Annotated in this window: 21 protein-coding genes; 11 read left to right on the top strand and 10 right to left on the bottom strand. The window is 65.7% G+C overall.

Annotated features, from left to right (window positions below):
* The first annotated feature begins 197 nt into the window (after positions 1 to 197).
* Both ACPJW8_RS02275 and ACPJW8_RS02270 read left to right on the top strand, forming a co-directional pair.
* Positions 198 to 1,754, top strand: coding sequence for a C40 family peptidase (locus ACPJW8_RS02275; protein WP_330189416.1), 1,557 nt, complete (start codon positions 198 to 200; stop codon positions 1,752 to 1,754).
* A gap of 154 nt (positions 1,755 to 1,908) precedes the next feature.
* The gene (locus ACPJW8_RS02270) at positions 1,909 to 2,244 is read left to right on the top strand and encodes a DUF4190 domain-containing protein (RefSeq protein WP_330189417.1); all 336 of its coding nucleotides are present in this window, start codon (positions 1,909 to 1,911) and stop codon (positions 2,242 to 2,244) included.
* Positions 2,245 to 2,266: 22 nt separating this feature from the next.
* On the opposite strand, the gene ACPJW8_RS02265 is transcribed toward ACPJW8_RS02270, so the two are convergent.
* Positions 2,267 to 3,301, bottom strand: a complete 1,035-nt coding sequence (locus tag ACPJW8_RS02265; RefSeq protein WP_330189418.1) for a universal stress protein — start codon at positions 3,299 to 3,301, stop codon at positions 2,267 to 2,269.
* A 354-nt stretch (positions 3,302 to 3,655) separates the two neighbouring features.
* Between ACPJW8_RS02265 and ACPJW8_RS02260 the strand changes: the two genes are divergently transcribed.
* The gene (locus ACPJW8_RS02260; protein WP_330189460.1) at positions 3,656 to 4,279 is read left to right on the top strand and encodes an NAD(P)-binding protein; all 624 of its coding nucleotides are present in this window, start codon (positions 3,656 to 3,658) and stop codon (positions 4,277 to 4,279) included.
* A gap of 33 nt (positions 4,280 to 4,312) precedes the next feature.
* On the opposite strand, the gene ACPJW8_RS02255 is transcribed toward ACPJW8_RS02260, so the two are convergent.
* Positions 4,313 to 4,984 (bottom strand): copper resistance CopC family protein, encoded by a 672-nt coding sequence (locus ACPJW8_RS02255; RefSeq protein ID WP_330189419.1) that lies wholly within the window; start codon positions 4,982 to 4,984, stop codon positions 4,313 to 4,315.
* Positions 4,985 to 5,096: 112 nt separating this feature from the next.
* Between ACPJW8_RS02255 and ACPJW8_RS02250 the strand changes: the two genes are divergently transcribed.
* Positions 5,097 to 6,536 carry an NCS2 family permease gene (locus tag ACPJW8_RS02250; RefSeq protein WP_330189420.1) on the top strand — a complete coding sequence of 480 codons (1,440 nt, stop codon included), beginning with the start codon at positions 5,097 to 5,099 and terminating at the stop codon, positions 6,534 to 6,536.
* A 49-nt stretch (positions 6,537 to 6,585) separates the two neighbouring features.
* On the opposite strand, the gene ACPJW8_RS02245 is transcribed toward ACPJW8_RS02250, so the two are convergent.
* Positions 6,586 to 7,890 (bottom strand): cation:proton antiporter, encoded by a 1,305-nt coding sequence (locus ACPJW8_RS02245; protein WP_330194297.1) that lies wholly within the window; start codon positions 7,888 to 7,890, stop codon positions 6,586 to 6,588.
* A 135-nt stretch (positions 7,891 to 8,025) separates the two neighbouring features.
* Here ACPJW8_RS02245 and hutG point away from each other — a divergent pair, with 135 nt between their 5' ends.
* Positions 8,026 to 9,024 carry a formimidoylglutamase gene (gene hutG, locus ACPJW8_RS02240; protein ID WP_330189422.1) on the top strand — a complete coding sequence of 333 codons (999 nt, stop codon included), beginning with the start codon at positions 8,026 to 8,028 and terminating at the stop codon, positions 9,022 to 9,024.
* A 3-nt stretch (positions 9,025 to 9,027) separates the two neighbouring features.
* Here hutG and ACPJW8_RS02235 read toward each other — a convergent pair whose 3' ends face one another.
* Both ACPJW8_RS02235 and ACPJW8_RS02230 read right to left on the bottom strand, forming a co-directional pair.
* Entirely contained in the window at positions 9,028 to 9,693 is a 666-nt protein-coding gene (locus ACPJW8_RS02235) for a response regulator (protein ID WP_330189423.1), read from the bottom strand.
* A complete protein-coding gene (locus ACPJW8_RS02230; RefSeq protein WP_330189424.1) occupies positions 9,690 to 11,264 on the bottom strand; it encodes a sensor histidine kinase in 1,575 nt (524 codons plus the stop codon). Before ACPJW8_RS02230 ends, ACPJW8_RS02235 begins: the two co-directional genes overlap by 4 nt.
* Positions 11,265 to 11,520: 256 nt before the next feature.
* Between ACPJW8_RS02230 and ACPJW8_RS02225 the strand changes: the two genes are divergently transcribed.
* The 5 genes from ACPJW8_RS02225 to ACPJW8_RS02205 all read left to right on the top strand — a co-directional run bounded on the left by ACPJW8_RS02225 (position 11,521) and on the right by ACPJW8_RS02205 (position 15,489).
* Positions 11,521 to 12,525, top strand: a complete 1,005-nt coding sequence (locus ACPJW8_RS02225) for a tripartite tricarboxylate transporter substrate binding protein (protein ID WP_330189425.1) — start codon at positions 11,521 to 11,523, stop codon at positions 12,523 to 12,525.
* Positions 12,522 to 13,025: a tripartite tricarboxylate transporter TctB family protein gene (locus ACPJW8_RS02220; protein WP_330189426.1), complete on the top strand. Its 504-nt coding sequence runs from the start codon at positions 12,522 to 12,524 to the stop codon at positions 13,023 to 13,025. Before ACPJW8_RS02225 ends, ACPJW8_RS02220 begins: the two co-directional genes overlap by 4 nt.
* On the top strand, positions 13,025 to 14,563 hold the full coding sequence (locus ACPJW8_RS02215) for a tripartite tricarboxylate transporter permease (RefSeq protein ID WP_330189427.1): 1,539 nt from the start codon (positions 13,025 to 13,027) through the stop codon (positions 14,561 to 14,563). The genes ACPJW8_RS02220 and ACPJW8_RS02215 overlap by 1 nt, the downstream gene beginning before the upstream one ends.
* Before the next feature lie 38 nt (positions 14,564 to 14,601).
* Entirely contained in the window at positions 14,602 to 14,994 is a 393-nt protein-coding gene (locus ACPJW8_RS02210; RefSeq protein WP_330189428.1) for a universal stress protein, read from the top strand.
* A 249-nt stretch (positions 14,995 to 15,243) separates the two neighbouring features.
* A complete protein-coding gene (locus ACPJW8_RS02205; RefSeq protein WP_330189429.1) occupies positions 15,244 to 15,489 on the top strand; it encodes a hypothetical protein in 246 nt (81 codons plus the stop codon).
* Positions 15,490 to 15,572: 83 nt separating this feature from the next.
* Here the strand turns inward: ACPJW8_RS02205 and ACPJW8_RS02200 are convergent, their stop codons facing one another.
* Complete coding sequence (locus ACPJW8_RS02200) at positions 15,573 to 16,442, bottom strand: fumarylacetoacetate hydrolase family protein (RefSeq protein WP_330189430.1); 870 nt, start codon at positions 16,440 to 16,442, stop codon at positions 15,573 to 15,575.
* Positions 16,443 to 16,692: 250 nt separating this feature from the next.
* Here ACPJW8_RS02200 and ACPJW8_RS02195 point away from each other — a divergent pair, with 250 nt between their 5' ends.
* Entirely contained in the window at positions 16,693 to 18,060 is a 1,368-nt protein-coding gene (locus ACPJW8_RS02195) for an MFS transporter (protein ID WP_330189431.1), read from the top strand.
* A 102-nt stretch (positions 18,061 to 18,162) separates the two neighbouring features.
* Here the strand turns inward: ACPJW8_RS02195 and ACPJW8_RS02190 are convergent, their stop codons facing one another.
* From ACPJW8_RS02190 to ACPJW8_RS02175, 4 genes are all read right to left on the bottom strand, one after another.
* Positions 18,163 to 18,399: a hypothetical protein gene (locus ACPJW8_RS02190; protein WP_330189432.1), complete on the bottom strand. Its 237-nt coding sequence runs from the start codon at positions 18,397 to 18,399 to the stop codon at positions 18,163 to 18,165.
* 189 nt (positions 18,400 to 18,588) lie between these two features.
* Entirely contained in the window at positions 18,589 to 20,181 is a 1,593-nt protein-coding gene (hutH, locus tag ACPJW8_RS02185) for a histidine ammonia-lyase (RefSeq protein ID WP_330189433.1), read from the bottom strand.
* 77 nt (positions 20,182 to 20,258) lie between these two features.
* Entirely contained in the window at positions 20,259 to 21,980 is a 1,722-nt protein-coding gene (locus ACPJW8_RS02180) for a urocanate hydratase (RefSeq protein ID WP_330189434.1), read from the bottom strand.
* A 277-nt stretch (positions 21,981 to 22,257) separates the two neighbouring features.
* Positions 22,258 to 23,067, bottom strand: coding sequence for an IclR family transcriptional regulator (locus tag ACPJW8_RS02175; protein ID WP_330189435.1), 810 nt, complete (start codon positions 23,065 to 23,067; stop codon positions 22,258 to 22,260).
* Positions 23,068 to 23,076 lie beyond the last annotated feature (9 nt).

Below are 23,076 nucleotides of genomic sequence, written 5' to 3'. Positions count from 1 at the left end.
ATCACGCGTGCCGGGACACGCCGTCGGAAAATCCTCCGGAATGACACTCTTGTTGTTTATGTTATTGATGTGACCAATGTTGCCAAAGTGGCATTTGGGCACGTAGCCTCTTGTTTGCCGGGTTGACCGCCGAGGGGCGATTGTTATGCGCCAATCCAAACCTCGCTGCTCCCGGCCTTACCAGCGAGGTTCAGCGTATGGCTTTGGCCAAGAATGCCGGTACTGCACGCTTCAGTGCAGGGGCTGTCAGGACAGCAACGATCGGGGCGGCGAGGACGGCAGCCGTGTTGTGCGCCGCCGTCGCACTCCTTGCCGCGCCGGGCCTTCCCGCCCAGGCCGCCCCCGCAACCGTTGCGCTCCGGCCGGCGATTGCGCCCGCTGCCCCCTCAGTTCCCTCTGCCGAAGAGATCGCCGCCGCCAAGTCCAACGAGGAAGCGAGCGCCCGGCAGGTTTCCAAAATCGAGCAGATCCTGGAAGCGGCAGTCGCATCGCAGCAGGCCGCATTCACCGCGTCCATGCAGGCCAACAATGCCTACGGCGAAGCGCTGGTGGAACTCCAGGACCGCCAGGCCGCTGCCGAGCTGGCCTCCAAGAGGGCCGAGGCAGCCAAGTCCCGGCAGGAGCAGACACGCCGTGAAGTGGGCCAGTTGGCAGGAGACCTGTACCGCAACGGCGGGCTGAATCCGTCACTGGGAACGTTCGTTTCCGGCGACGGCGATGCCCTGCAGCAGGCCGCCACCCTCCAAGCCATTTCGGCCAACCGCAGCCGCGCCTTCGCGTCAGCAGAAACGGCCGCATCCGCCGCCGAATCACTCACCGCCACCGCCAGGGAAACGCGCAAGGCCGCCGATGAAGCGGCCACCACTGCCGAAATCCGAAAAACGCAGGCCGAAGAAGCCAACGCCGCGCAGGCCAAAGCAGTTGCGGATGCGCAGGCGCAGCGAACGGTCCTGATAGACCAACTGGCAACCCTGAGGAATACGACGGCGGAACTTGAGTCCGAGCGCATCGCCGGCCTTGAGAAACAACGGGAAGAGTCCCGGCTGGCAAAGCTCCGTGCTGACGCCGATCGTGCGGCTGCAGAGGCTGCCGACCGGGCGGCACGTGAAGCCGCCGAGCGGAACAACAACAGGCCGGTGCCCGCCCCAGTACCTGCACGCCCGGCCCCGGCTCCCGCTGCGCCGGCCCCCGCGGTCCCTGCACCGGCTCTGCCGCCCGCCCCCGTGGCACCGGCGCCCCAGCCTCCCGCGCCTCCAGCACCCGCGCCGCCTCCAGCCCCTGCGCCCCCGCCCGCGCCCGCACCCCCGCCGCCACCTGCTCCAGCGCCACCGCCGGCCCCCGCACCCGCGCCTGCACCGGCACCTGCTCCCGCTCCCGCTCCTGGCGGGTCCAACCAGACCGCCGTGAACGTTGCGCTGAGCAAGGTCGGCGCGCCGTATTACTACCAATGGGGCGGCACAGGGCCGTACGGCTTCGACTGCTCCGGCCTGGTGTACACATCGTTCGCAGCCGCCGGAAAGTCGCTGCCCAGGACGGCCACGCCGCAGTACACGTACGCTCCGGTGAAGGTACCGATCTCGCAGGCACAGCCTGGTGACCTGCTCTTCTGGGGCTCGGAAGGCAACTTCTACCACGTGGCGATCTACCTGGGTGGCGGACGCGTTGTGCAGGCACTGAATCCCAGCGAAGGCATTGACGTGACCGAGCTGCGGTGGATGATGGGCCTGCCCTACATGTACGCGGCCCGCTACTAGGCCCAATCGGGACGGCATTGCCTTCCAAGGACGGCTCTGCCCTGCAGTCCGGCTGCCGTGCGGTGACGCTGCGTTATCCGGCAACCCGTTGTGATGGGTAGGCTTGGCGGGAACGCTGCCCGGCCGCCGGGCACGCCTAAAATCCGGGGGAACCGTGTCCTATAACAACCAGTACAACGCGCCGGGCCCGCAGGGCTACCACCCCGCCTACGCGCAGCCCGCCTACATCCAGGCGCCGCCCAGGGGGCTCAGCATTGCCAGCATGGTGCTGGGCATCAGCTCGATTGTGTTCGGCTGGATCCTGCTGGTGCCGATCGTTGGCCTGGTGCTTGGCATTGTGGGCCTCCGCAAGGAACCGGCCGGCAAGGGCATGGCCGTTACCGGCCTGGTCCTGAACGGACTGGCGCTGTCCGGCTGGGTGCTGCTGATGGTTTTGGTATTCGCCGTGTTTGGCGTGGCAGCATCCACCGTGGCCACAACCCCTGCTTGAACCGACCCTGCCTCAACCGCCGCTAGGCGGCAGGCATGGGGCCAAACTTCTCCCGGTCTGCCAGGCGTGGATCTTCGCGGTCCGGCACCACCATCACCGGGCATTTGGTGTGGTGCAGTACGCCGTCCGAGGTTGAGCCAAGGAGCATTCCGGCGAACCCTCCGTGGCCGCGGGTACCTACTACAACGAGTTCAACGTGGCGGCTCTGGTCCACCAGCACGTCCACCGGCGAGCCATCCAGAAGTTCGTATTCCATGGGCAGGTCAGGGTAGTGCGACTTCAGCCACCGGCCGCCGGCGTCCAGCTGGGTCCGAATATCCGCGAACAGTGCTGTGCGGTCCATCGGTGCCGGCACCCAGGCCAGTGAGCCGCTGTACTGCGGCACGGCGCAGATCACCCGGAGCTTGGCGCCCAGCCGTTCAGCCTGGCTGGCAGCTTCAAGGACGGCCACGCGGGCCTGCTCCGATCCGTCCACGCCCACGACCACGACGTTCTCCACCAGCTGCTGCCCGGACTTCGCCGCATCCGCCTTGGCGCGTTTGTCCGTGACTTCCTCGCCGAGACGGGGGGCGCAGCTGAGCGGCACCGTCACTGTGGGGCATTTGGCATGGGCTGGCAGGGCGCTGCTGACCGAGCCCAGCAGCCGGCCCACGAATCCCCCGCGGCCACGGGTGCCAAAGACCAGCAGCTCCGCGGATTCGGAGATATCCAACAGGACTCCTGCGGCGTCCCCGTTTTCCACGGTGGCGTCCACGTCGATGTTGTATCCGGAAACCTTCTCCACGGCATGGCGGAGGATGGATTCGGCACCTTCGCGGATCACCGAGTCATCAACTGTGGCGTAGCCGCCGTCCAGCCCTGAGGCAGCAAAGATCGGTACCGAGTAGGCGGTGACGATATGCAATGGCCTGCGGCGGCGTTCAGCCTCCCGGGCTGCCCAGACCAACGCGCATTGGCCGTGCTCCGAGCCGTCCACGCCCACCACAATGCCGGTGGGGGCAGGCGTGCTTCCCGCGCCGTCCCTTGCCGGGTCCGGATGAATCTCCTGTGCGCCCATGGGGCCGCCTCCTTGCGGTACTGCCGGATGTTGCCGCTATTCTGCCAGACGACGGAGGCTTCGAAGCCCACCGCCTTCCCTTCCCACTATTCTCGCTCTTTTAAGCTGCTGCAAGGTGACCTGCCGGCGGATCGCAGGGCGATATGGCACGCGTTGGCATGCGTTTTCCACTTAAGGAAAAAGGGTCTACCCAAGAGCGGATTTGTTCTGTATTGTTCGATGCACTGTCGGTTCGGAACATCCAGGGATGGCCGGACCACGCACTGCAGCCGAACCTTGGGGGTATCGCGGCGCGTGCAGGGTAAAGATGCCTGTACTTTCCGATTCTCTGAGAGGAACTGTGTGGTGGCGAGCATGCCTGTGAACGGGACGGAACGGACCGGAACGGTAGTCATCGGCACCGGGCTTTCAGGCCTGGCCGTGGCCTCCGAGCTGCGTCGGCGCGGGGTGGAAGCCATTGTGGTGGACGGCCTCGACGCTCCGGGCGGCCAGCCCGCGCCCATCACGGCCTCATTGCCCCGCTGCGACTCAGCGGCCTCGGAAACGCTGATTGAGCGCAACGAAATCCTGCGGCACCTCCGCAATTACGCGGCCAGCCATGACCTGGACATCCGGAATGCCACCCGCGCTTCCCACCTGAACCTGCTTGATGCCGCCACGGGAGCCTCCACCCCACCGCAGTGGGAGGTCCATACCGCCACGGGCATCCTGTTGGCGGACACGATCGTCCTTACGCGCTGTGCGCAGAGCCAGCTCCGCCGGATGCTCGCGGATCTTGGCGTTGCGGTAGGCCAGAACCTGGTGGCCGCGCTCCGGGCCATCGGCCTGTACCTGGTGGGCGTGGGCGATCTGATTGTCCCGTCGCCCAAGGAAGTGCTGCGCCAGGCCAAGACGGTGAGCAAGGCAATCTCCGGCAGCCTGAGCAAGGACCCCGGGCACCCGGTCACGCAGCGCATGGCCCTGCCGGCTCCCGCCTAGGCTGCAGCCCCACAAAGCGCCGGTATCGGCGTCCTACTCGGAAGCGGAATCCTGCTCCCCTGGCTGCAGCTTCCGCCGGGCGGTAACACCCAGGGCCACCATCAGCCCCAGCGCCACTGCTGCGAATCCCACAATGCTCCACGGGAAGGGTTCGGAGGAAGTAGCCACCGGCTCAGGAGTGGACGTCGCTCCCGGAGGAACAGTACCCATGGTGGGCACTGCAGCAGCGCCCGACGCCGAACCGGTAGCCGACGGCGCCGCGGAACCTGCCGCCGTCGTACTTCCGCCGCTGCCGGAGGTGGCAGTGAAACTGAACGTTCCCTCAATGGGATGCGAATCGGAGCTGACCACACGCCAACTCACCGTGTAGGCGCCGGCCGGGGCGCCGGGGCGCAGGGATTTGGAGGCCACGTTGTCCACGATCTGCACGCTGCCGTCCCCCCATTCGGTTCCGGCGGCGTCCTTGACGGACATTTCCGCCCCGAGCCCCAGCGGATTGTTGTTGAAGGTAACGGACACCCTGGCCGGGGCGGTGGCCACCGTTTCGCCGTCAGTGGGCGAGGAGGCTTCCGCGGCATCGTGCGCAAACGCCGGCTCGGCACTGAAGAGGGACGCGCCGAAGAGTGCTGCAGTGAACAGAACGGCGGTAAACAGAGAAGCGATCAGTGCACCGGGAAGGACACCGGCACGGCGGATGGAACGCATGAGGGTAAGGCTCCCTTGTGTTGGCTTCCTTACAGACTAGGCGAATTTGCCGGAGGCCCCGGCCCGCGAGCCATAAGATTCAAGTAACCCCAATCACCCACCCGGAGGACACATGCTCAAGCAGGGCTCTGCACTGGACCGGTATTTCAAGATTTCCGAGCGGGGGTCCAACTTCTCCCGTGAGATCCGCGGCGGCTTTGCGACCTTCTTTGCCATGAGCTACATCGTGGTCCTGAACCCGCTGATCCTCTCCGGCCCGGACTCCAGCGGCAACACGCTGGGTTTCACGGCCGTCGCGGCCGTGACAGCTTTTGTGGCCGGCATCCTGACCATCCTGATGGGCGCCTGGGCCAAGCACCCGTTTGCCCTCGCCACAGGCCTGGGCGTCAACGCGTTCGTCGCCGTTACCGTTGCCACCAACCCTGAACTGACCTGGCCGGACACCATGGGGCTGGTGGTCCTGGCCGGCGTCACCATGCTGATCCTGGTCCTCACCGGATTCCGGACCGCGGTGTTCAAGGCCGTCCCGGATGGCCTGAAGACCGCCATTGTGGTGGGCATCGGCCTGTTCATTGCCCTGATCGGCCTGGTCAACGCCGGGTTCGTTCGCCGCCTCCCGGACGCCGCCGGAACCACTGTGCCGGTGGGGCTGGGCTTCGATGGCAAGCTGCTGGGCTGGCCGACGGCGGTCTTCGTGTTTGGCCTGCTCCTGACCATTGTGCTGCTGGTCCGGAAGGTGAAGGGCGCAATCCTGATCGGAATCGTCACCTCCACGATCATCTCCGTGATCCTCGAAGCAACCCTGCGCATCGGCCCCAGCGGCGGCGGCGACACCTACAACCCGCAGGGCTGGTCCCTGGTGGCGCCCACCTTCAGCGGCTGGGCGGCGCCTGACCTCTCACTGATCGGCAAGGCCAACCCGTTCGGCGCGTTCGAACACCTGGGCGTGGTTGCGGCTTCACTGCTGGCCTTTGTGATCCTGCTGAGCATCTTCTTCGACGCCATGGGAACCATGGTGGGCCTTGCCAACGAGGCCGGCACGGTGGACGAGCACGGCAACATCCCCAACGTGGACCGCGTGCTGCAGGTGGACGCCCTGGGCGCGATCGTGGGCGGCGGCGCGTCCGTTTCCTCCAACCAGATCTACGTGGAAGCCGGCGCCGGCATTGGCGAAGGCGCCCGCACGGGCCTGGCCTCGATCGTCACCGGCCTGCTGTTCCTGGTGGCCATGTTCTTCACGCCGCTGATCAACCTGGTGCCTTTCGAAGCCGTTGCCCCGGCCCTGGTGGTGGTGGGCTTCATGATGGTGTCCCAGGTGGGAAAGATCGACTGGCAGGACTGGGGCATTGCGATCCCGGCCTTCCTGACCTTCTCCCTGATGCCGTTCACCTACTCGATCGCCATTGGCCTGGGCGCCGGCTTCATTTCCTACGTGGTGATCCGTGCGGCGCAGGGCCGGACCCGCGAGATCCACCCGCTGATGTGGGCTGTTGCGGCAGCGTTTGTGCTCTTCTTCGCGATTGGCCCCATCGAGGCGGCGCTGGGCATGTAGCCCCGTTAGTCCTGTGTTTTGGAGGCAACTGGCCCTCAACGTTCCCGTCCTAGACGGGCGTGTTGGGGGCCAGTCCTTCATCTCCGAACTCCGCTTTGGCCTTGCGGCTGCGGAGCCTGTCCAGGCGGTTCATCAACGGCGAAGCGCTCATGCCGTGGATCACAATGGACAGCGAAACCACCAGCCCAATGAAGGACCACAGCCATTCGGCCTGGTCCCCGAACTCTCCCTTGCCCAGCGCATAGGACAGGTAGTACAACGAGCCGATACCGCGGATTCCGAAGAAGGACAGGGCTATCCGCTCCCGCGGGCCGGTCTTGCCGCCCAGGAGTCCCAGCCAACCGGCCAGCGGGCGCACCAACAGCAGGAAGGCCAGCGCGACGGCGAGCTCCACCCACCCCACGCCCTCCAGCAGGCCACGGGCGATGGCTCCGCCGAGCAGGACCAGGATCACCACGGTGATGAGCCGTTCGAGCTGGTCGATGTAGGAGTGCAGGACGCGGTGGTAGCCGTGGGATCGCTCCGCCGAGCGGATGGTCACCGCGCAGACAAACACGGCGATGAAGCCGTAGCCCTCCACCATTTCCGTCAGCCCGTAGGCGAGGAAGGTGGCGGCCAGGGCCACGAACCCGTCGGCGTGGTCTGACAGCCGCAGGCCTCCCTGGCCCGCTGAGAAGAAGAGTTTGGCCAGGACTTTCCCCAGCAGCCAGCCCACCAGGACCCCCACCGAAAGCCGCCACAACACGTCGATACCGAACCACTCGGGGAACCAGGCCGACGGCGACGAACCCACCAGGCTGATCGCGATGGCCAAATACACAAAGGGGAAAGCCAGGCCGTCATTGAGCCCGGCCTCGGAGGTCAGCCCGAACCGGACCTCGTCCTCGCGTTCGGGGCCTTCGTCTTCATCTGCCGGCTCGCCCACCTGCACCTCGGTTGCCAGTACCGGATCCGTGGGGGCGAGCGCGGAGGCCACCAGCAGGGCCGCGCCCAGGCCAAGGCCCAGGAGCCACATTCCCAGCAGGGTCAACAGGATGATGCATACGGGCATGGCGATCCCCAGCAGCCGCCACGTGGTGGCCCAGCTCTTCCGCCCCACGGGCCGGTCCAGTGCCAGGCCCGCACCCATCAGGGAGACGATCACGCAGATTTCCGCCATATGGGTGGTGAAGTCCGGGTACTTCAGCGGATCAGGATCCGGCAGCGTGGGAATCAGTCCAAAGGCTGCCATCCCTGCGCCGAGGAAGACCATGGGCATGGACAGCGGCGCATTGCGCAGGAGCGTGGGAAGGACCGAGGCCACGAATACCGCGGTCCCGGCTGCTGCGAAAACAAGGCTGGGCACTTCTAGCATGGTGCTGCACTCCGATCGGTCAGGATCGCTTTTCAAGCAGTTCCACCACCTTACCGCGGAGGCGATTCCGGGATACCGGACAATCCGACGGCGATCCGGCTCGCCAACGGTCCTGCCATGCGGTGAGCTTGTCTTATGGAAGCTCGCGCCAGTTTTGACCCCACCCGGCCCGCCGTTGATCCCGCTGCTGATTCTGCCGTTGACGCTGCCCCGCAGCCGTGGACCGGCCGGTATGACGGCGACGGCGACGAGCACCGGCGGTGGTGGCAGGCTGTCCAGCCGGTAGACCGTTTCACCCGTCATGAAAAGGCCGTCAGTTCACCAGCCGTCCTGCTCGGTTTTGCCAGCGACGAGGGCGTGCGCCGGAACCAGGGCCGGCTGGGCGCCGCCAAAGCCCCCGCTGAACTGCGCAAGGCCCTGGGTCCGCTGGCCTTCCACCTGGACAGGGACGTGTTCGACGCCGGTGACGTCGCCGTGGCGGACGGGAACCTTGAAGCCGGCCAGACCCGCGCGGGCCAGGCAATCACCGCACTGATCGACGCCGGAGCGCTGCCCGTGGTGCTGGGCGGGGGCCACGAAACTGCGTTCGCCAGCTACCTGGGCGTGGCCGGTTCTTCGGTTGTCCGCGGCGGAAAACGCCTGGGTGTCCTGAACCTGGACGCCCATTTCGACCTCCGCGACGAACCCACCGCCACCTCCGGGACCCCGTTCCTCCAGATGGCCCGCGCAGAAGCCGCCGCAGGGCGTGAACTCCGGTACGCCGTCGTCGGAATTTCAGAGCCGAACAACACCAAAACACTGTTTACGACGGCGGAACGCCTGGGGGTGCGCTTCCTCACAGATGAGGAGTGCTCGCCGGAGCGGGTGAGGGACTTTGTGGCCGGCTTCCTGGACGGCATTGACGTGCTGTACCTGACGATCGACCTGGACGTGTTGCCCGCTGCCGTGGCACCCGGGGTGAGCGCACCGGCGTCGTACGGCGTTCCGTTGCCTGTGATCGCGGAAGTCTGCCGGCAGGTTGCGGCCAGCGGCAAGCTGCTCCACCTGGACGTTGCCGAACTCAACCCGGAGTATGACGTCGACTCCCGGACCGCGAAGGTGGCCGCGCGGCTGGTCAACACGCTGCTGCGGTAACTTTCAGCCCTTGAGCACGTAGCGCCGCTCCGGGCGACCCACCCCGTACTTGAGGTGGACGTCCAGCAGCCCTTCGTCGTGCAGGTACTCGAGGTAGCGCCGGGCGCTGACCCTGGACGTGCCCAGCTGGACGGCAACCTCGGCGGCGGAGAGGTCCCCCTCAGCCGTCCGCAGCGCCGTTTCCACCAGCTTGAGGGTCTCCACGCTGCAGCCTTTGGGCAGCGGCCGGTCCGTGCGCTCCAAACCGAACACCCGGTTGACGTCTGACTGCTCGGCCACGTCTTTGGCCGAGTCCAGGCCCTGGTAGGCGCTGCGGTAGTGTTCCAGCCGCTCCTGCAGATCCGTCTGCGAGAAGGGCTTGATCAGGTAGTGGACGATCCCGCCGCGCAAGGCCTTCCGCACGGTCTCCACCTCGCGGGCAGCGCTGATCACCAGGACATCCAGCTCCGGCGCCACCTCCCGCAGCTTCTGCATCAGGTCCAGGCCGTTGATGTCCGGCAGGTGGATGTCCAGCAGCACCAGGTCCGGCTGCAGGCGGGCCGTCTCGGCCACAGCCTGCGCACCCGTATGGGCAACCCCAACGACGGCGAACCCCGCCGTGCGCTGGATAAAACCGGCGTGCACTTTGGCCACCATAAAATCATCGTCAATAATGAGGACCTTGATCACGCGGCCCCGCCTCTCTTCAACTGCGCCGTAAACACTGCCCCCTGGTCATTTGCCACCTGCAGGTCCCCACCACTGCGCCGGCAGACCACCCGGGACAGCGCCAGGCCAAAGCCCCGGCCGCCCGCGGGACCGGGCTTCTTGGTGGTGAAGCCCTGCCGGAAAATCTCCTCCGGATGCTTGACCGTGATGCCCGGACCATTGTCCCGGACCGTAACGGTCACGCCGTCCGGCGACTCTTCCACCAACACACGGACTGTGGCCCCCGGAAGCCCGGTGACGGCGTCGAACGCGTTGTCCACCAGGTTCCCCACCACGGTGGTGAGGTCCCGGGACAGCTCGTCATCCACCCTGGCCAGCGCGGAATCAGGATCCAGCTGCAGCGCGACACCACGTTCGGTGGCCAGGCTGGACTTGGCGATCAGGAGGGCCGCGAGCGCGGGATCGTGGATACGGCCGGTAACCTCGTCGTTGAGCCGGGTCCGGTCCACGGTGGCGCCGTTGACGAACTGCACCACGGAATCATATTCGCCGATCTGGATCAGGCCGGAAATCACGTGCAGCTGGTTGGCGAACTCGTGCGCCTGGGCCCGGAGCGTGTCAGTGGCCGTACGGGTAGCGCCGAGTTCGCGCTCCAGGGAGGAAAGCTCCGTCCTGTCACGCAACGTGGTGACGGAACCGATGTCCCGGCCCCGCGAATGGATGGGCACCCTGTTCAGCACCACCAGCCGCTCCCCCACCAGCACCAGCTGGTCAGCAGCCGGCTGCTCCCGCGTCAGGACATCCTTCAGCGCAGGCTCAACCTTCAGGCCGGCCAGCGCCTTGCCCACGCAGTCCGCGGGGAGGCCCAGCAGTTCACGGGCGCTGTCGTTGGCCACCGTGATCCGGCCGTGCGGGTCCAGCGCCACCACGCCTTCCTTCAGGCCGTGCAGCATGGCCTCGCGGTTCTCCACCAGGCCGGTGATCTCGCTGGGTTCCATGCCAAGGGTCTGGCGCTTGACCCGCCGGGAGAGCAGCAGTGAACCCGCCACGCCCAACACGCTGGCAACGCCAAGATAGGTAAGGAGATTGGGCACGGCTTCCCCCAGCCGCTCCAGCGTGGACGGGTAGTTCCGGCTGATGGACGCGATGCCGATCATCTCCCCCGAGTCATCCAGCACCGGGACGTGGGCTGAGAGCAGTGCCCTGCCTGAGCCGCCCACGGAACCCGTCCAGGCGCGGCCCTCCATCACCCGGCTGGCACCAAGCTCCAGGGGCTGGCCCAACATGCCGGGATCGTTGGACGCCACCACTGTGCGGTCCATCCTGGCAAGTGCCACGCGCTCCGAACCGGACACGAGGCGCACTGATTCAGCAACAGCGGGAAGGGCGGCACCAGAGCGTGGTTCGGCGTCGGGCAGGAGTTCACGGACGGTGGGATTGTTCCCCAGCGCTTCCGCTGCGGACAGTGCCCGGCGGCCCTCGATCCGCTCAAAAGCGGCCGCCGACTGCGCCAGCGAAATGGCAACAACAGCCACCAGGACCGCCAGGACAATCAGCAACTGCAGGACCAGGTACTGTCCGGCAAGGGACATTCCTCTTCGTCGAGTCACTGTGGGGTTTTCCTCTGGTGGTGCTGTGGCGCTGCTCCCGCGCGGGTACCGGAACTATACCGCAGCGACGGCGTGTCCCCGTATGCGGACCCCCAACGTGCGGACCCGGAAACGTGAACGCAATGAACTTAACTTTCTCTGAGTACACAAGAGTGATGCCCATCACTTGCGCGCCTAGCATCAGAGCACCAGTCAGTTCTGTTGAACAGATTTCAGATTTAGCGAGAAGAGGAACACCATGCGCCAGATCCGCGCATTGCGAATTGCCGCCGTCGCCGCCGGCATCGCCCTGATGGCCACCGGTTGTGGAGCTACCGGCGGCGGTGGCACCAGCACGGGCGGCTCCGACGCCGGCCCCATCACCGGACTCCAGATCATGGTTCCCAACACCCCGGGCGGCGGTTACGACACCACCGCCCGTGCGGCCGCCAAGGTGCTGGACGACGAAAAGATCACCACCAACACTGAGGTCTTCAACCTCGCCGGCGCCGGCGGCACCGTAGGCCTGGCCCGCGTGGTCAATGAAAAGGGCAACGGCGACCTTGCCATGCTGATGGGTCTTGGCGTGGTGGGCGCGAGCTACACCAACAAGTCCGAGGCCAAGCTGACAGCCACCACCCCGCTGGCCCGCCTCATCGAAGAGCCCGGCGCCATCATGGTCAGCAAGGACTCCCCCTACAAGACCATCGATGACCTGGTAGCCGCATGGAAGGCAGACCCCGGTTCCATCGCCGTAGGCGGCGGTTCCTCCCCCGGCGGCCCCGACCACCTGCTGCCCATGCAGCTCGCCGGAGCAGTGGGCATCGATGCCACCAAGGTGAACTTCGTGTCCTACGACGGCGGCGGAGACCTCCTGCCCGCCATCCTCGGCAACAAGCTGGGCTTCGCGGCCTCCGGCGCCGGAGAGTACCTCCAGCAGATCCAGTCCGGTGACATCCGCGTCCTGGCCACCAGTGGCGAAGAGCGCCTCGAAGGTGTGGACGCCCCCACACTGAAGGAATCCGACATTGACCTCGTCTTCACCAACTGGCGCGGCATTGTGGCACCCCCGGAGATCACCGATGAGGACAAGGAAAAGCTGATCGGCGCCCTCGAGGAAATGCACTCCAGCGACGCCTGGAAGGAAGCCCTGAAGACCCACGGCTGGACCGACGCGTTCATCACCGGTGACGAATTCGCCAGCTTCCTCACTGAGCAGGACAAGCGGGTGGCGGACGTCCTCACGAAGCTTGGGTTGGCGTGAGCTCCATAGCCTCAGGCTTGAAAGGCCGCGCCGAGCTGGGGGTAGCCCTCCTGCTCGGCGCGGCCGGCGTCATCGTCTTCCTGGACGCCAGCCGCCTGGTGATCACCTACTCCCAAACTGACCCGGTAGGACCCAAGACGCTCCCCTACCTGGTATCCGGCCTCCTGATTGTCTGCGCCGTGTTCCTGGCTATCGACGTGCTGCGCGGCGGCAAAGGCGAGGCCGAGGGCGGCGAGGACATCGATCTGGCCCACCCGGCCGACTGGAAGACCGTGCTGCCGCTGGTAGCCGCGTTCGTGGCCAACATCCTGCTGATCGACTGGGCGGGCTGGGTCATCTCCGGCACCATCCTGTTCTGGGGCTGCGCCTGGGCCCTGGGCAGCCGGCACTACATCCGTGATCCGCTGATTGCCCTGGGCCTCTCGCTCGCCTCCTTCTACGGTTTCTACCTTGGCCTCGGCATTCCGCTTCCCGCCGGCCTCCTGAAAGGGATCCTGTAATGGACGTCTGGTCCTCCCTGATGGACGGTTTCGCCACCGCCCTGACCCCCATGAATTTCCTCTACGCCGTGATCGGCGTCCTCCTGGGTACCGCCGTCGGCGTCCTCCCGGGCCTGGGCCCGGCCATGACCGTGGCACTGCTGCTGCCGGTCACTTACGCACTGGAACCCACCAGCGCCTTCATTATGTTTGCCGGCATCTACTACGGCGGCATGTACGGCGGCTCCACCACCTCGATCCTGCTCAACACACCCGGCGAATCGTCGTCAGTCATCACGGCCATCGAAGGCAACAAGATGGCCAAAGCGGGACGGGCGGCGCAAGCACTTGCGACGGCGGCAATCGGCTCCTTCGTGGCCGGCACCATTGGTACCGCCCTCCTTGCGCTCTTCGCACCGATCGTGGTGGAGTTCGCCGTCAGCCTGGGCGCACCCAGCTACTTCGCCATTATGGTCCTTGCCCTCCTGGCCGTTACGGCCGTGCTGGGCGCCTCCCGCCTTCGCGGCTTCGCCGCCCTGGGGCTTGGCCTGACCATTGGGCTGATCGGCATGGGCTCCGGCCAGGCGCGTCTCACCTTTGGCATCCCGCTGCTGGCCGACGGCATCGACATCGTGGTGGTGGCCGTCGCGATCTTCGCCGTGGGCGAAGCACTCTGGGTTGCCGCACACCTGCGCCGCACGCCCCTGCACGCCATTCCCGTGGGCCGGCCCTGGATGGGCAAGTCCGACTGGAAGCGCTCCTGGAAGCCGTGGCTGCGGGGCACCGCCTTCGGATTCCCGTTCGGCGCACTGCCGGCCGGCGGCGCCGAGATCCCCACCTTCCTCTCCTACGTCACGGAAAAGCGGCTCAGCAAGCACCCTGAGGAGTTCGGCAAGGGCGCCATCGAAGGTGTCGCCGGACCGGAAGCTGCCAACAATGCAGCAGCCGCAGGAACGCTGACCCCCATGCTGGCACTGGGCCTGCCCACCAACGCCACCGCCGCCGTGATGCTCGCGGCCTTCACCTCCTACGGCATCCAGCCCGGCCCCCAGCTGTTCGCCAGCCAGGGTCCGCTGGTGTGGGCCTTGATCGCCAGCCTCTTCATTGGCAACCTCCTGCTGCTGCTCATCAACCTGCCGCTGGCCCCGATGTGGGCAAAGCTCCTGCAGCTCCCCCGCCCCTACCTCTATGCAGGCATCCTGTTCTTTGCCACGCTGGGCGCCTACTCGGTGAACCTGCAGGCCTTCGACCTGGTCCTGCTGCTGGTGCTCGGCGCTTTGGGGTTCATGATGCGCCGCTTCGGCCTGCCCGTCCTGCCGCTGATCCTGGGCGTCATTCTTGGACCCCGGCTGGAAGACCAGCTCCGCAAAGCCCTGCAGCTCTCCAGCGGAGACCCGGCAGGTCTCCTGGGTGAGCCGATCGCCGTCGTGGTTTACATCATCGTGGCGATCATCCTGGTCTTCCCGCTGCTCATGAAGCTGTTCCGCCGCAACCGTCCGGCCAGCAGCCTCCTGTCAGCCAACGCCACCCGCGGCAACGCCCCCAACGATGCGGCCTAGTCCCACCCATTACCAACCTGTAGAACCAAGGAGAAACCATGACGATCGTGGTGGGATACGTCCCCACACCAGAGGGCGAAGCGGCGCTGACCCAGGCCATCACGGAAGCCCGGAAAACCAACACCCGCCTGCTGGTCATCAACTCCGCCAAGGGTGACGCCCTGGTGGACAACAGGTATGCACAGGAACAGGAAATCCAAAGCATCGAGGACCGCCTGGCCAGCCAGGGAATAGACCACGTGATCAAGCAGCCGGTCCGTGGACATGATGCGGCAGTGGAAGTCCTCGATGCCGCCGAGGAGCACAACGCCGAACTGATAGTGATCGGCCTGCGCCGCCGTAGTCCGGTGGGCAAGCTGATCATGGGCAGTACCTCCCAGCGCATTTTGCTGGAAGCCGACTGCCCGGTGCTGGCGGTCAAGGCCGACTAGCCCTATCAGCCGGGCCGGGCATGGCGCCCGGCGCTCCGAAAAGTCCGGGGCCTGGTCGCAATTCCACCATCCTTCACGGGTGGCGGGACTGCGGGCGGGCCCCGGACTTGTTTTTGGGGATGGGGCCCGGGCAGCGGGCGGGTTTGCGGCCAGCCTCGCAAGGCGAATGGCTTGAAAGGTTTCAGATAATTGGGAGTGGGGTCTAGAATAGTTCAGGCCCTCCGGCCCGCATCACAGAAAGACGACACTATGACTGCAACTATTTTGGACCGTCCTTTGCCGTCCGGCGAAGAGGCAACACCCTCCATCGAGCTCGAGTTTTCCTCTGCCGACGAGATCCACGAAGGCCTGGACCGCGCAGTGGAAGCCCTGATCGAGCCCGCCCGTGAGGCAAGCTGCGGCATCCTGGTGACGCGCACCCTGCCCGGCCAGTTCATCGTGGCCGTGGACGAATCCGTGCCCTTCGGCGAGACGTACGAGAACATCGCCGCCTAGGAGCACTCCACGAACATTGAGATCCCCGTACCAGCCGTTCCGAGCCGGCTGGTATGGGGATTCTTTGTTTTCCGGGAACCCTTTTAGGCGCCGGCCCTGAAGAACCTTTGACGCTGCCGGCCCAGCCCCTCGATCTCCAGCTCCAGGACATCGCCGGGCTGGAGGTACGGGAACCGGCCGCTCAGGGCCACGCCCTCCGGGGTCCCGGTGATGATCACGTCTCCGGGCTCCAGCAGCATGTACTGGCTGAGGTGGTGGACCACCGCGGCGGGATCAAAGATGAGGTCCGCGGTGGATGAATCCTGGCGTGGTTCGCCGTTGACCCAGCTGCGGAGCCTCAGGCTCCCGGGATCGATGGCGTCAGCAGGAACAAGCCACGGGCCCAGTGGAGTGGAGCCGGGAAGCGTCTTGCCCTTGGTCCACTGGCCCGCAGCCCCGGGGATCTGGTACTCGCGTTCGGAGAGGTCGTTGGCGGTGAGGTAGCCGGCAATGTGCCCTGCGGCGGCCTCCGGCGATTCCAGGTAGCTGGCGGTTTTGCCGATCACGATTCCCAGTTCCACCTCCCAGTCATATTTGGCGGACGACGGCGGAATCGCGGCGTCATCGTGAGGTCCGGCCACCGTGTTGGTGGGCTTAAGGAAGACCACCGGGACCTCCGGCGGCGCGGCCCCGGACTCTGCAGCGTGCGCTGCGTAATTAAGTCCGATTCCCACCAGCGCGCCGGGCCGGGCCACCGGTGATCCCAGCCGCATTTGCTCCGCACCCTCCAGTTCGGGCAACACGCCGTCAGCCAGGGCTTCGCGGACCTTCGCCAGGCCGCCACCGGCCAGGAACGCACCGTCCACGTCAGCAGTGAGGGACGCGAGGCTGAAGTACTTCTGCGAACCGTCATCCGCGGTCACCACAACGGCGGGCTGCTCAGCGCCCTTCTCTCCCAATCGCACGATTTTCATACTGGATCTCCTATGATCTGGGGCCTCTTGCGGTTTCCGCCTGCTCCAGACAGGAAAACAGGAGATGGCCGGTCCAGTAAAAACGCGGGGTAAGACGGCGGTCACAATCGCCAAGGAAGCCGAATCGTTGACCTGCCATTCCGGAGAACGTAGCCTCACAACACTTTCCCCATCCGGATATCACATTCCACAATGCGGAAAGTCAACCGGGGGCAATGGCGCTTTCGGGGCTCAAACCGTTGGAGGCAGCATGGAACCGCAGTTCAATGACAATCCCCCGTCCACTACGTCGACCCTCGAGGAGAGGAACCGGACGTTCAGGCGAATCGTCTTTCGCCTGATTCCCTTCCTGACCCTCGTCTGGTTCCTGGCCTGGATCGACAGGGTCAACATTGGCTTCGCCAAGCTGACCATGATGGACGACCTTCAGTGGACCGAAGTTGTCTACGGCGCAGGAGCGGGCATTTTCTTCATCGGGTACTTCTTCTTCGAAGTACCCAGCAACCTCCTGTTGCAGAAAATCGGCGCACCCAAAACCATCATGCGCATCGCCATGGGTTGGGGAATCGTCTCCATCCTGATGGCCTTCGTCCGTGAAGAGTGGCAGTTCTACGTGCTCCGCTTCCTGCTCGGCGCATTCGAGGCGGGCCTGCAGCCCGGCGTTATCCTCTTCCTTACCTTTTGGCTTCCGGCACACCGGCGCGGCAAGGCGATGGCCATCTTTATGTCCGCGTCCGCGATGTCCCTCATGATCGGTTCACCACTGGCTGGCTTTGTGATGGACACCTTCAACGGATCCCTGGACCTGGCGGGTTGGCAGTGGCTCTTCATCATCGAGGGCATCCCCTCAGTGGTGGTGGGCATCTGCGCAGTATTCATCCTTACCAACAAGCCGATCAACGCCAAGTGGCTTTCCTCCACCGAAAAAGAGCACGTGGCCTACGAGCTTGCCGTTGAAAACACAACCCTGGGAAACCGCGACCACAACTTCTGGGCATCGCTGCGCAAGCCCAGCACCTGGATCCTGATCCTGACGTTCTTCTGCATCGTTGCCGGCAACGCCACCCTGACGTTCTACGGACCCAGCCTGGTCAAGGCCGTCGGCATCACGGACATAGCGGCCCTCGGCTGGGTAATGTCCGGAATCTACGCCTGCGGCTGGATCGGCATGGTGGGCAACGGCTGGCTGTCAGACCGCAACCGGGAGTCCCGCTGGCACACTGCTTTCGCCGCTGGGCTTGGCGCCTCCGGGCTGATCCTGGCCGCCATCTTCCTGACTCAAGGCAGCGCGATCGGCGTCATCTTCTCACTGGCGCTTTCCGCAGCAGGCACCATGGGAGCCATCCCCGTGTTCTGGAACCTGCCGGCCCGGTACATGTCAGGAACTGCATTGGTGGCCGGGCTCGCCGTCATCAACTCCATCGCCAACCTGGCCGGCTACTTCGCCCCGCAGGTCCTTGGCGGCATCAAGGCATCCACGGGCGACTACACGGGCGGTCTCTACCTGATCGCCGTCGTCGAGTTCCTGGCGGTGGGCCTGGTGCTGTTCTTCATCAAGAAGCAGCAGCGGGTCATCCCCGAGGCGCCAAAGGACGAAGAACTGGCCGGCCTCCGGTAGACGGCACCGGCAACAAAACAAAAGTCCCCGCTGCCCGGTGTTTTCCCTGACGGGAGAACGCCGGACGGCGGGGACTTTTATGTACTGACTTGTTTCCGGGGATTACGCCTTCCGGACCTGCACACCGTCAGATTTCAGGAACACCTGCTTTTCCGTGGGCCCTGCTGGAACCAGCCACAGGACGTTTCCGCTCTGCGACACTTCCTCCACCACGCCGTCCGCAATAACATGTGCGTGCTGGAGGATTTCCACCCGGGCTCCGGGCTGGAGGGTGCCCCAGTCCGCAACGATGGCTGAATGTGCATGGCGCCTGGAGAGGACTGCCCCGCGTGCTTTCATCTGAACTTCTACCCCTTTGTATTCATTCAACTGCATATATTCATGCGGCAACGTCAAGGCCACAGCATCTTTGATGTGACCGGTACTACAACTTCAGTTCTACTACACTTCGCGGGCCTGAAATGTTCGTGTCGCCACATATTTCAAAGTGCCCGCGAAGCGCAGTGAGTTACCGAAGAATATTCCGTATCAGGCAAGTGTCCCGATAGCGGATTCGACGGCGGTCCGGACCTTACCGGCGCCAACCAGACGGTCGGCCGCTTCCAGCTCCGGCGAGAGGAAACGGTCAGTTCCGGGACCGGCCACGACGCCGCGCAGTACCTCCAGCACCGCCGCGCCGGCGGGGCCGGGGGTCAGTTCGCCGTCGGACAGCTTGGTGCGGATATCGATCGCGCGGGCGCTGGTGACCAGTTCAATGGCCAGGACGCGGCGAAGGTTCTCCACGGCCTTGCGCAGCTTGCGTGCGGCATGCCAGCCCATGGACACGTGATCCTCCTGCATGGCCGAACTCGGGATGGAGTCCACCGATGCCGGAACGGCCAGCCGCTTGTTGTCCGAGACCAGCCCTGCCTGGGTGTACTGGGCGATCATCAGGCCGGAGTCCACACCGGGATCGTCGGCCAGGAAGGCCGGGAGCCCGTGTGAGCGGGCCGGATCCAGCATGCGGTCCGTGCGGCGCTCGGCGATGGAGGACAGGTCCGCCACGGCGATGGCCAGGAAGTCCAGCACGTAGGCCACGGGAGCGCCATGGAAGTTGCCGTTGGAGGACACCCGGCCGTCCGGCAGGACCACCGGGTTGTCGATCGCGGCAGCCAGTTCACGGGTGGCCACGAGCTCGGCGTGCGTGACGGTGTCGCGGACCGCGCCAGCCACCTGCGGGGCGCAACGCAGCGAGTAGGCATCCTGGACGCGGGAGTCACCAACGCGGTGCGATGCCACAATCGGCGAGTTGGCAAGCACACGCAGCATGTTGTCCGCGCTGGCGGCCTGGCCGGGGTGCGGACGAAGGGCTGCGTGCAGCTCGGGCAGGAACGCCTGGTCAGTACCCAGGAGGGCCTCGACGCTCAGCGCTGCGGTGATGTCCGCCGTCGTCAGCAGCATCCGAAGGTCAGCGATGGCCATCAACAGCATGCCCAGCATGCCTTCCGTGCCGTTGACCAGCGCAAGGCCTTCCTTCTCGGCCAGCGTGACCGGGACGATGCCGTGTTCTGCGAGCAGATCGGCAACAGGCGGGCGGCCTTCGACGCCGTACAGCTCACCGCCGGGACCTGCGGCTTCGCCTTCGCCCATGACAACCAGGGCGCAGTGGGACAGCGGAGCGAGGTCACCGGAGCAGCCCAGCGAACCGAACTCGCGGACCAGCGGGGTGATGCCGGCGTTGAGGACCTTGACGAAGGTTTCCAGGACCTCGGCGCGGACGCCGGTACGGCCCGAAGCCATGGTCTTGGCCCGCAGGAACATGATGGCGCGGACAACTTCGCGTTCCACGGCCGGACCCATGCCCGCGGCGTGGCTGCGGATCAGTGACTTCTGCAGCTGGGTGCGCAGCTCGTTGGGGATGTGGCGGTTGGCCAGTGCGCCGAAGCCGGTGGAGATGCCGTAGGCCGGAGTGTCGCTGACGGCCAGCTCATCAATGTGGGCACGGACCTTGGCGACGGTGTCCAGGGCTTCCTGGGAGATGGTGATCTGCGCGCCGTGGCGTGCGACGTTCAGGACATCTTCGGGAGTGATCCCGCTGGAGCCGAGGGTGACGGTCAGCGGTTCGTGGGTGGTGAGGGTCATTGGGGGGGTCCTTTACTGAACCGGTGGTTGAGCCTGTCGAAACCTATGGGATCTCGACAGGCTCGATCACCGGATGCTTAGCGGGTTTCGTTCATGGGGATGCGGACGCCGCGTTCTTTGGCGACCTCTTCGGCGCGGTCATAGCCGGCGTCGACGTGGCGGATGACGCCCATTCCGGGGTCGTTGGTGAGGAGTCGCTCGAGCTTCTGGGCTGCGAGTTCGGTGCCGTCGGCCACGGAGACCTGGCCGGTGTGGATGGAGCGGCCGATGCCGACGCCGCCGCCGTGGTGGATGGAGACCCAGGTGGCGCCGGAGGACGCTGCGGTCAGGGCGTTCAGCAGGGGCCAGTCGGCGATCGCGTCCGAGCCGTCCTTCATGGCTTCGGTCTCGCGGTACGGGGAAGCGACGGAGCCGGAGTCCAGGTGGTCCCGGCCGATCACGATCGGGGCTTTGACCTTGCCTTCGGCGACGAGCTGGTTGAAGAGCAGGCCGGCCTTGTGGCGTTCGCCGTAGCCGAGCCAGCAGATCCGGGCCGGAAGGCCTTCGAATTCAACGCGTTCCTGCGCGGCGTCGATCCATTTGTGCAGGTGCTTGTTCTCCGGGAAGAGTTCCTTGATGGCTTCGTCGGTGACGCGGATATCTTCCGGGTCACCGGAGAGCGCCACCCACCGGAACGGGCCAAGGCCCTCGCAGAACAGCGGGCGGATGTAGGCCGGGACAAAGCCCGGGAACTCAAACGCGCGGCTGTAGCCGCCCTTGCGGGCCTCGTCACGAATGGAGTTGCCGTAGTCAAAGACCTCGGCGCCGGCGTCCTGGAACTCGACCATGGCCTGTACGTGGCGGGCCATGGATGCCTGGGACTTCTTGGTGAAGCCTTCCGGATCAGCCTCGGCCTCACGGTGCCATTCGGCCACCGTGATGCCCTCGGGCAGGTAGGACAACGGGTCATGCGCGGAGGTCTGGTCCGTGACGACGTCGATGGTCAGCTCCCCGGCCTGGTGGCGGCGCAGCAGCTCCGGGAAAACCTCGGCAGCGTTGCCCACATACCCTACGGACCAGCCGCGGCGTTCTTCCTTGGCCTTGTTCACCTTCGCGATCGCGGCGTCCAGATCGGTTTCGACCTCGTCCAGGTAACGCTTGCCGACGCGGCGGCGCAAACGGGACTCATCGACGTCGACAATCAGGCACGCACCATCATTCAACGTCACGGCCAGCGGCTGCGCACCGCCCATGCCGCCGCAACCACCGGTCAGCGTCAGGGTCCCGGCCAGCGGGCCCTCCGTACCGGTGCCGGCAGCGATGCGGCCTTCTGCCTGGAGCTTGTTTCCGACGGCGGCGAACGTCTCATACGTGCCCTGCAGGATGCCCTGGGTACCGATGTAGATCCAGGACCCGGCCGTCATCTGGCCGTACATCATCAGGCCCTCAGCCTCGAGGCGGCGGAACTCCGGCCACGTTGCCCAGTCACCCACGAGGTTGGAGTTGGCCAGCAACACCCGCGGAGCCCACTCATTGGTACGGAACACGCCCACCGGCTTGCCGGACTGGACCAGGAGCGTCTCGTCCTTTTCCATGGTTTCCAGCGTGCGGGTGATGGCGTCAAACGCAGCCCAGGACCGGGCAGCACGGCCGGTACCGCCGTAAACCACCAGGTCATCCGGACGCTCGGCGACCTCCGGATCCAGGTTGTTCATCAGCATGCGCAACGGCGCCTCCGTCTGCCACGACTTGGCAGTCAGCTCGGTGCCGCGGGCAGCTTTGACCGGGCGGGCACCGGTGGTGAAATCGGCGGGGGCCATGGGGACTCCTTCATTAGTTTCCGGGGTTCACGAGGTTCTACTTCAACTAAAGCCCTGACGGCCCGCCGGCAACAGCCATTTCAGGTGGGTGCTGTCCGGTATTCCAGACCCGCCACCCAACTGACTGGCAGTTAACGCTCCCAAAACGCGTTTTGACGACGTTAAATGCCAGTCAGTTGGGGAGGGGGCGCAGGTCAGTTGCGGGCGGGGGAACGGGGCGCAGGTCAGTTGCGGGAGGGGGACGGGGGCACGGGTCAGTTCGCGAAAGAGGGCGGGGTCAGCGGGCGGGGCGGCCGTGGAGGCGGACCGAGAGGTCGTCAGCCACCTTCTGCACCTTGGCCGCGAGCGCCGGCCATTGGTCCGCGGGGAGCTTCTCCTCGAGGAAGGTCACGGCGACTGCCGCCGTGGGCCATCCGAGGTGGTCCGTGACGGCGGTGGCGATGGAGCCGAACCCCGGGGTCACCTCGCCGTGTTCGGTGGCGTAGCCGCGCTGGCGGACCTGGTCCAGGTGGGAGGACAGTGCCGAGTACTTCATGATGGCGCCCTCCATCTCATGCCGCGCAGTGAAGGCTGCGGCGTTGGGATAGAGCGCGCGGACCTGGGATTTGGGCAGTGCCGCGAGAATCGCCCGCCCGCTGGCGGTGAGGTGGCTGGGGAGCCTGACGCCGACGTCGGTCACCAGGGAAGGGCGGTTCTTGGCCCGTTCCTCCACGATGTAGAGCACGTCCCGGCCATGCAGCACGGCCAGGTGTGCGCTCTCGCCGATCACGTCCACCAGCGACGCCAGCAACGGCCTGCCCAGGCGGGACAACGGCTCCTGCCGTGAGTAGGCGGAGCTGAGCTCGAACGCACTGATGCCCAGGCCGTACCGCTGCTCCTCGTGCAGGTGCAGCACAAAACCGTTCTCCTCCATCACGGCGAGGAGGTGGTAGACGCTGGAACGCGGCAGCCCCAGGGAGGTGGCAATCTGCGACGCCGCCATGGGACCCCGGCGTGACGCGAGGAGTTTGAGGATTCGCAGGGTGTTCTCCGCGGCGGGGACCTTGGAGGTCGCCTTGGCGCCCGGGACGTTGTTGGCGGCTGGCATGGATTAAGC

The organism is Pseudarthrobacter sp. J47 (assembly GCF_049810315.1).
In the GTDB taxonomy this organism is placed as follows: Bacteria; Actinomycetota; Actinomycetes; order Actinomycetales; family Micrococcaceae; genus Arthrobacter.
The sequence above is the reverse complement of the archived record's forward strand: the minus strand, read 5'-3'. Positions and strand labels throughout refer to the sequence as shown.

Coding starts and splice junctions, on each gene's coding strand:
- hutG (WP_330189422.1), top strand. CDS start 8,026: ATGGAAGCTCGCGCCAGTTTTGACCCCACCCGGCCCGCCGTTGATCCC.
- ACPJW8_RS02190 (WP_330189432.1), bottom strand. CDS start 18,399: ATGAAAGCACGCGGGGCAGTCCTCTCCAGGCGCCATGCACATTCAGCC.
- ACPJW8_RS02275 (WP_330189416.1), top strand. CDS start 198: ATGGCTTTGGCCAAGAATGCCGGTACTGCACGCTTCAGTGCAGGGGCT.
- ACPJW8_RS02250 (WP_330189420.1), top strand. CDS start 5,097: ATGCTCAAGCAGGGCTCTGCACTGGACCGGTATTTCAAGATTTCCGAG.
- ACPJW8_RS02225 (WP_330189425.1), top strand. CDS start 11,521: ATGCGCCAGATCCGCGCATTGCGAATTGCCGCCGTCGCCGCCGGCATC.
- ACPJW8_RS02205 (WP_330189429.1), top strand. CDS start 15,244: ATGACTGCAACTATTTTGGACCGTCCTTTGCCGTCCGGCGAAGAGGCA.
- hutH (WP_330189433.1), bottom strand. CDS start 20,181: ATGACCCTCACCACCCACGAACCGCTGACCGTCACCCTCGGCTCCAGC.
- ACPJW8_RS02255 (WP_330189419.1), bottom strand. CDS start 4,984: ATGCGTTCCATCCGCCGTGCCGGTGTCCTTCCCGGTGCACTGATCGCT.
- ACPJW8_RS02180 (WP_330189434.1), bottom strand. CDS start 21,980: ATGGCCCCCGCCGATTTCACCACCGGTGCCCGCCCGGTCAAAGCTGCC.
- ACPJW8_RS02265 (WP_330189418.1), bottom strand. CDS start 3,301: ATGGGCGCACAGGAGATTCATCCGGACCCGGCAAGGGACGGCGCGGGA.
- ACPJW8_RS02260 (WP_330189460.1), top strand. CDS start 3,656: ATGCCTGTGAACGGGACGGAACGGACCGGAACGGTAGTCATCGGCACC.
- ACPJW8_RS02195 (WP_330189431.1), top strand. CDS start 16,693: ATGGAACCGCAGTTCAATGACAATCCCCCGTCCACTACGTCGACCCTC.
- ACPJW8_RS02215 (WP_330189427.1), top strand. CDS start 13,025: ATGGACGTCTGGTCCTCCCTGATGGACGGTTTCGCCACCGCCCTGACC.
- ACPJW8_RS02230 (WP_330189424.1), bottom strand. CDS start 11,264: ATGTCCCTTGCCGGACAGTACCTGGTCCTGCAGTTGCTGATTGTCCTG.
- ACPJW8_RS02175 (WP_330189435.1), bottom strand. CDS start 23,067: ATGCCAGCCGCCAACAACGTCCCGGGCGCCAAGGCGACCTCCAAGGTC.
- ACPJW8_RS02210 (WP_330189428.1), top strand. CDS start 14,602: ATGACGATCGTGGTGGGATACGTCCCCACACCAGAGGGCGAAGCGGCG.
- ACPJW8_RS02245 (WP_330194297.1), bottom strand. CDS start 7,890: ATGCTAGAAGTGCCCAGCCTTGTTTTCGCAGCAGCCGGGACCGCGGTA.
- ACPJW8_RS02200 (WP_330189430.1), bottom strand. CDS start 16,442: ATGAAAATCGTGCGATTGGGAGAGAAGGGCGCTGAGCAGCCCGCCGTT.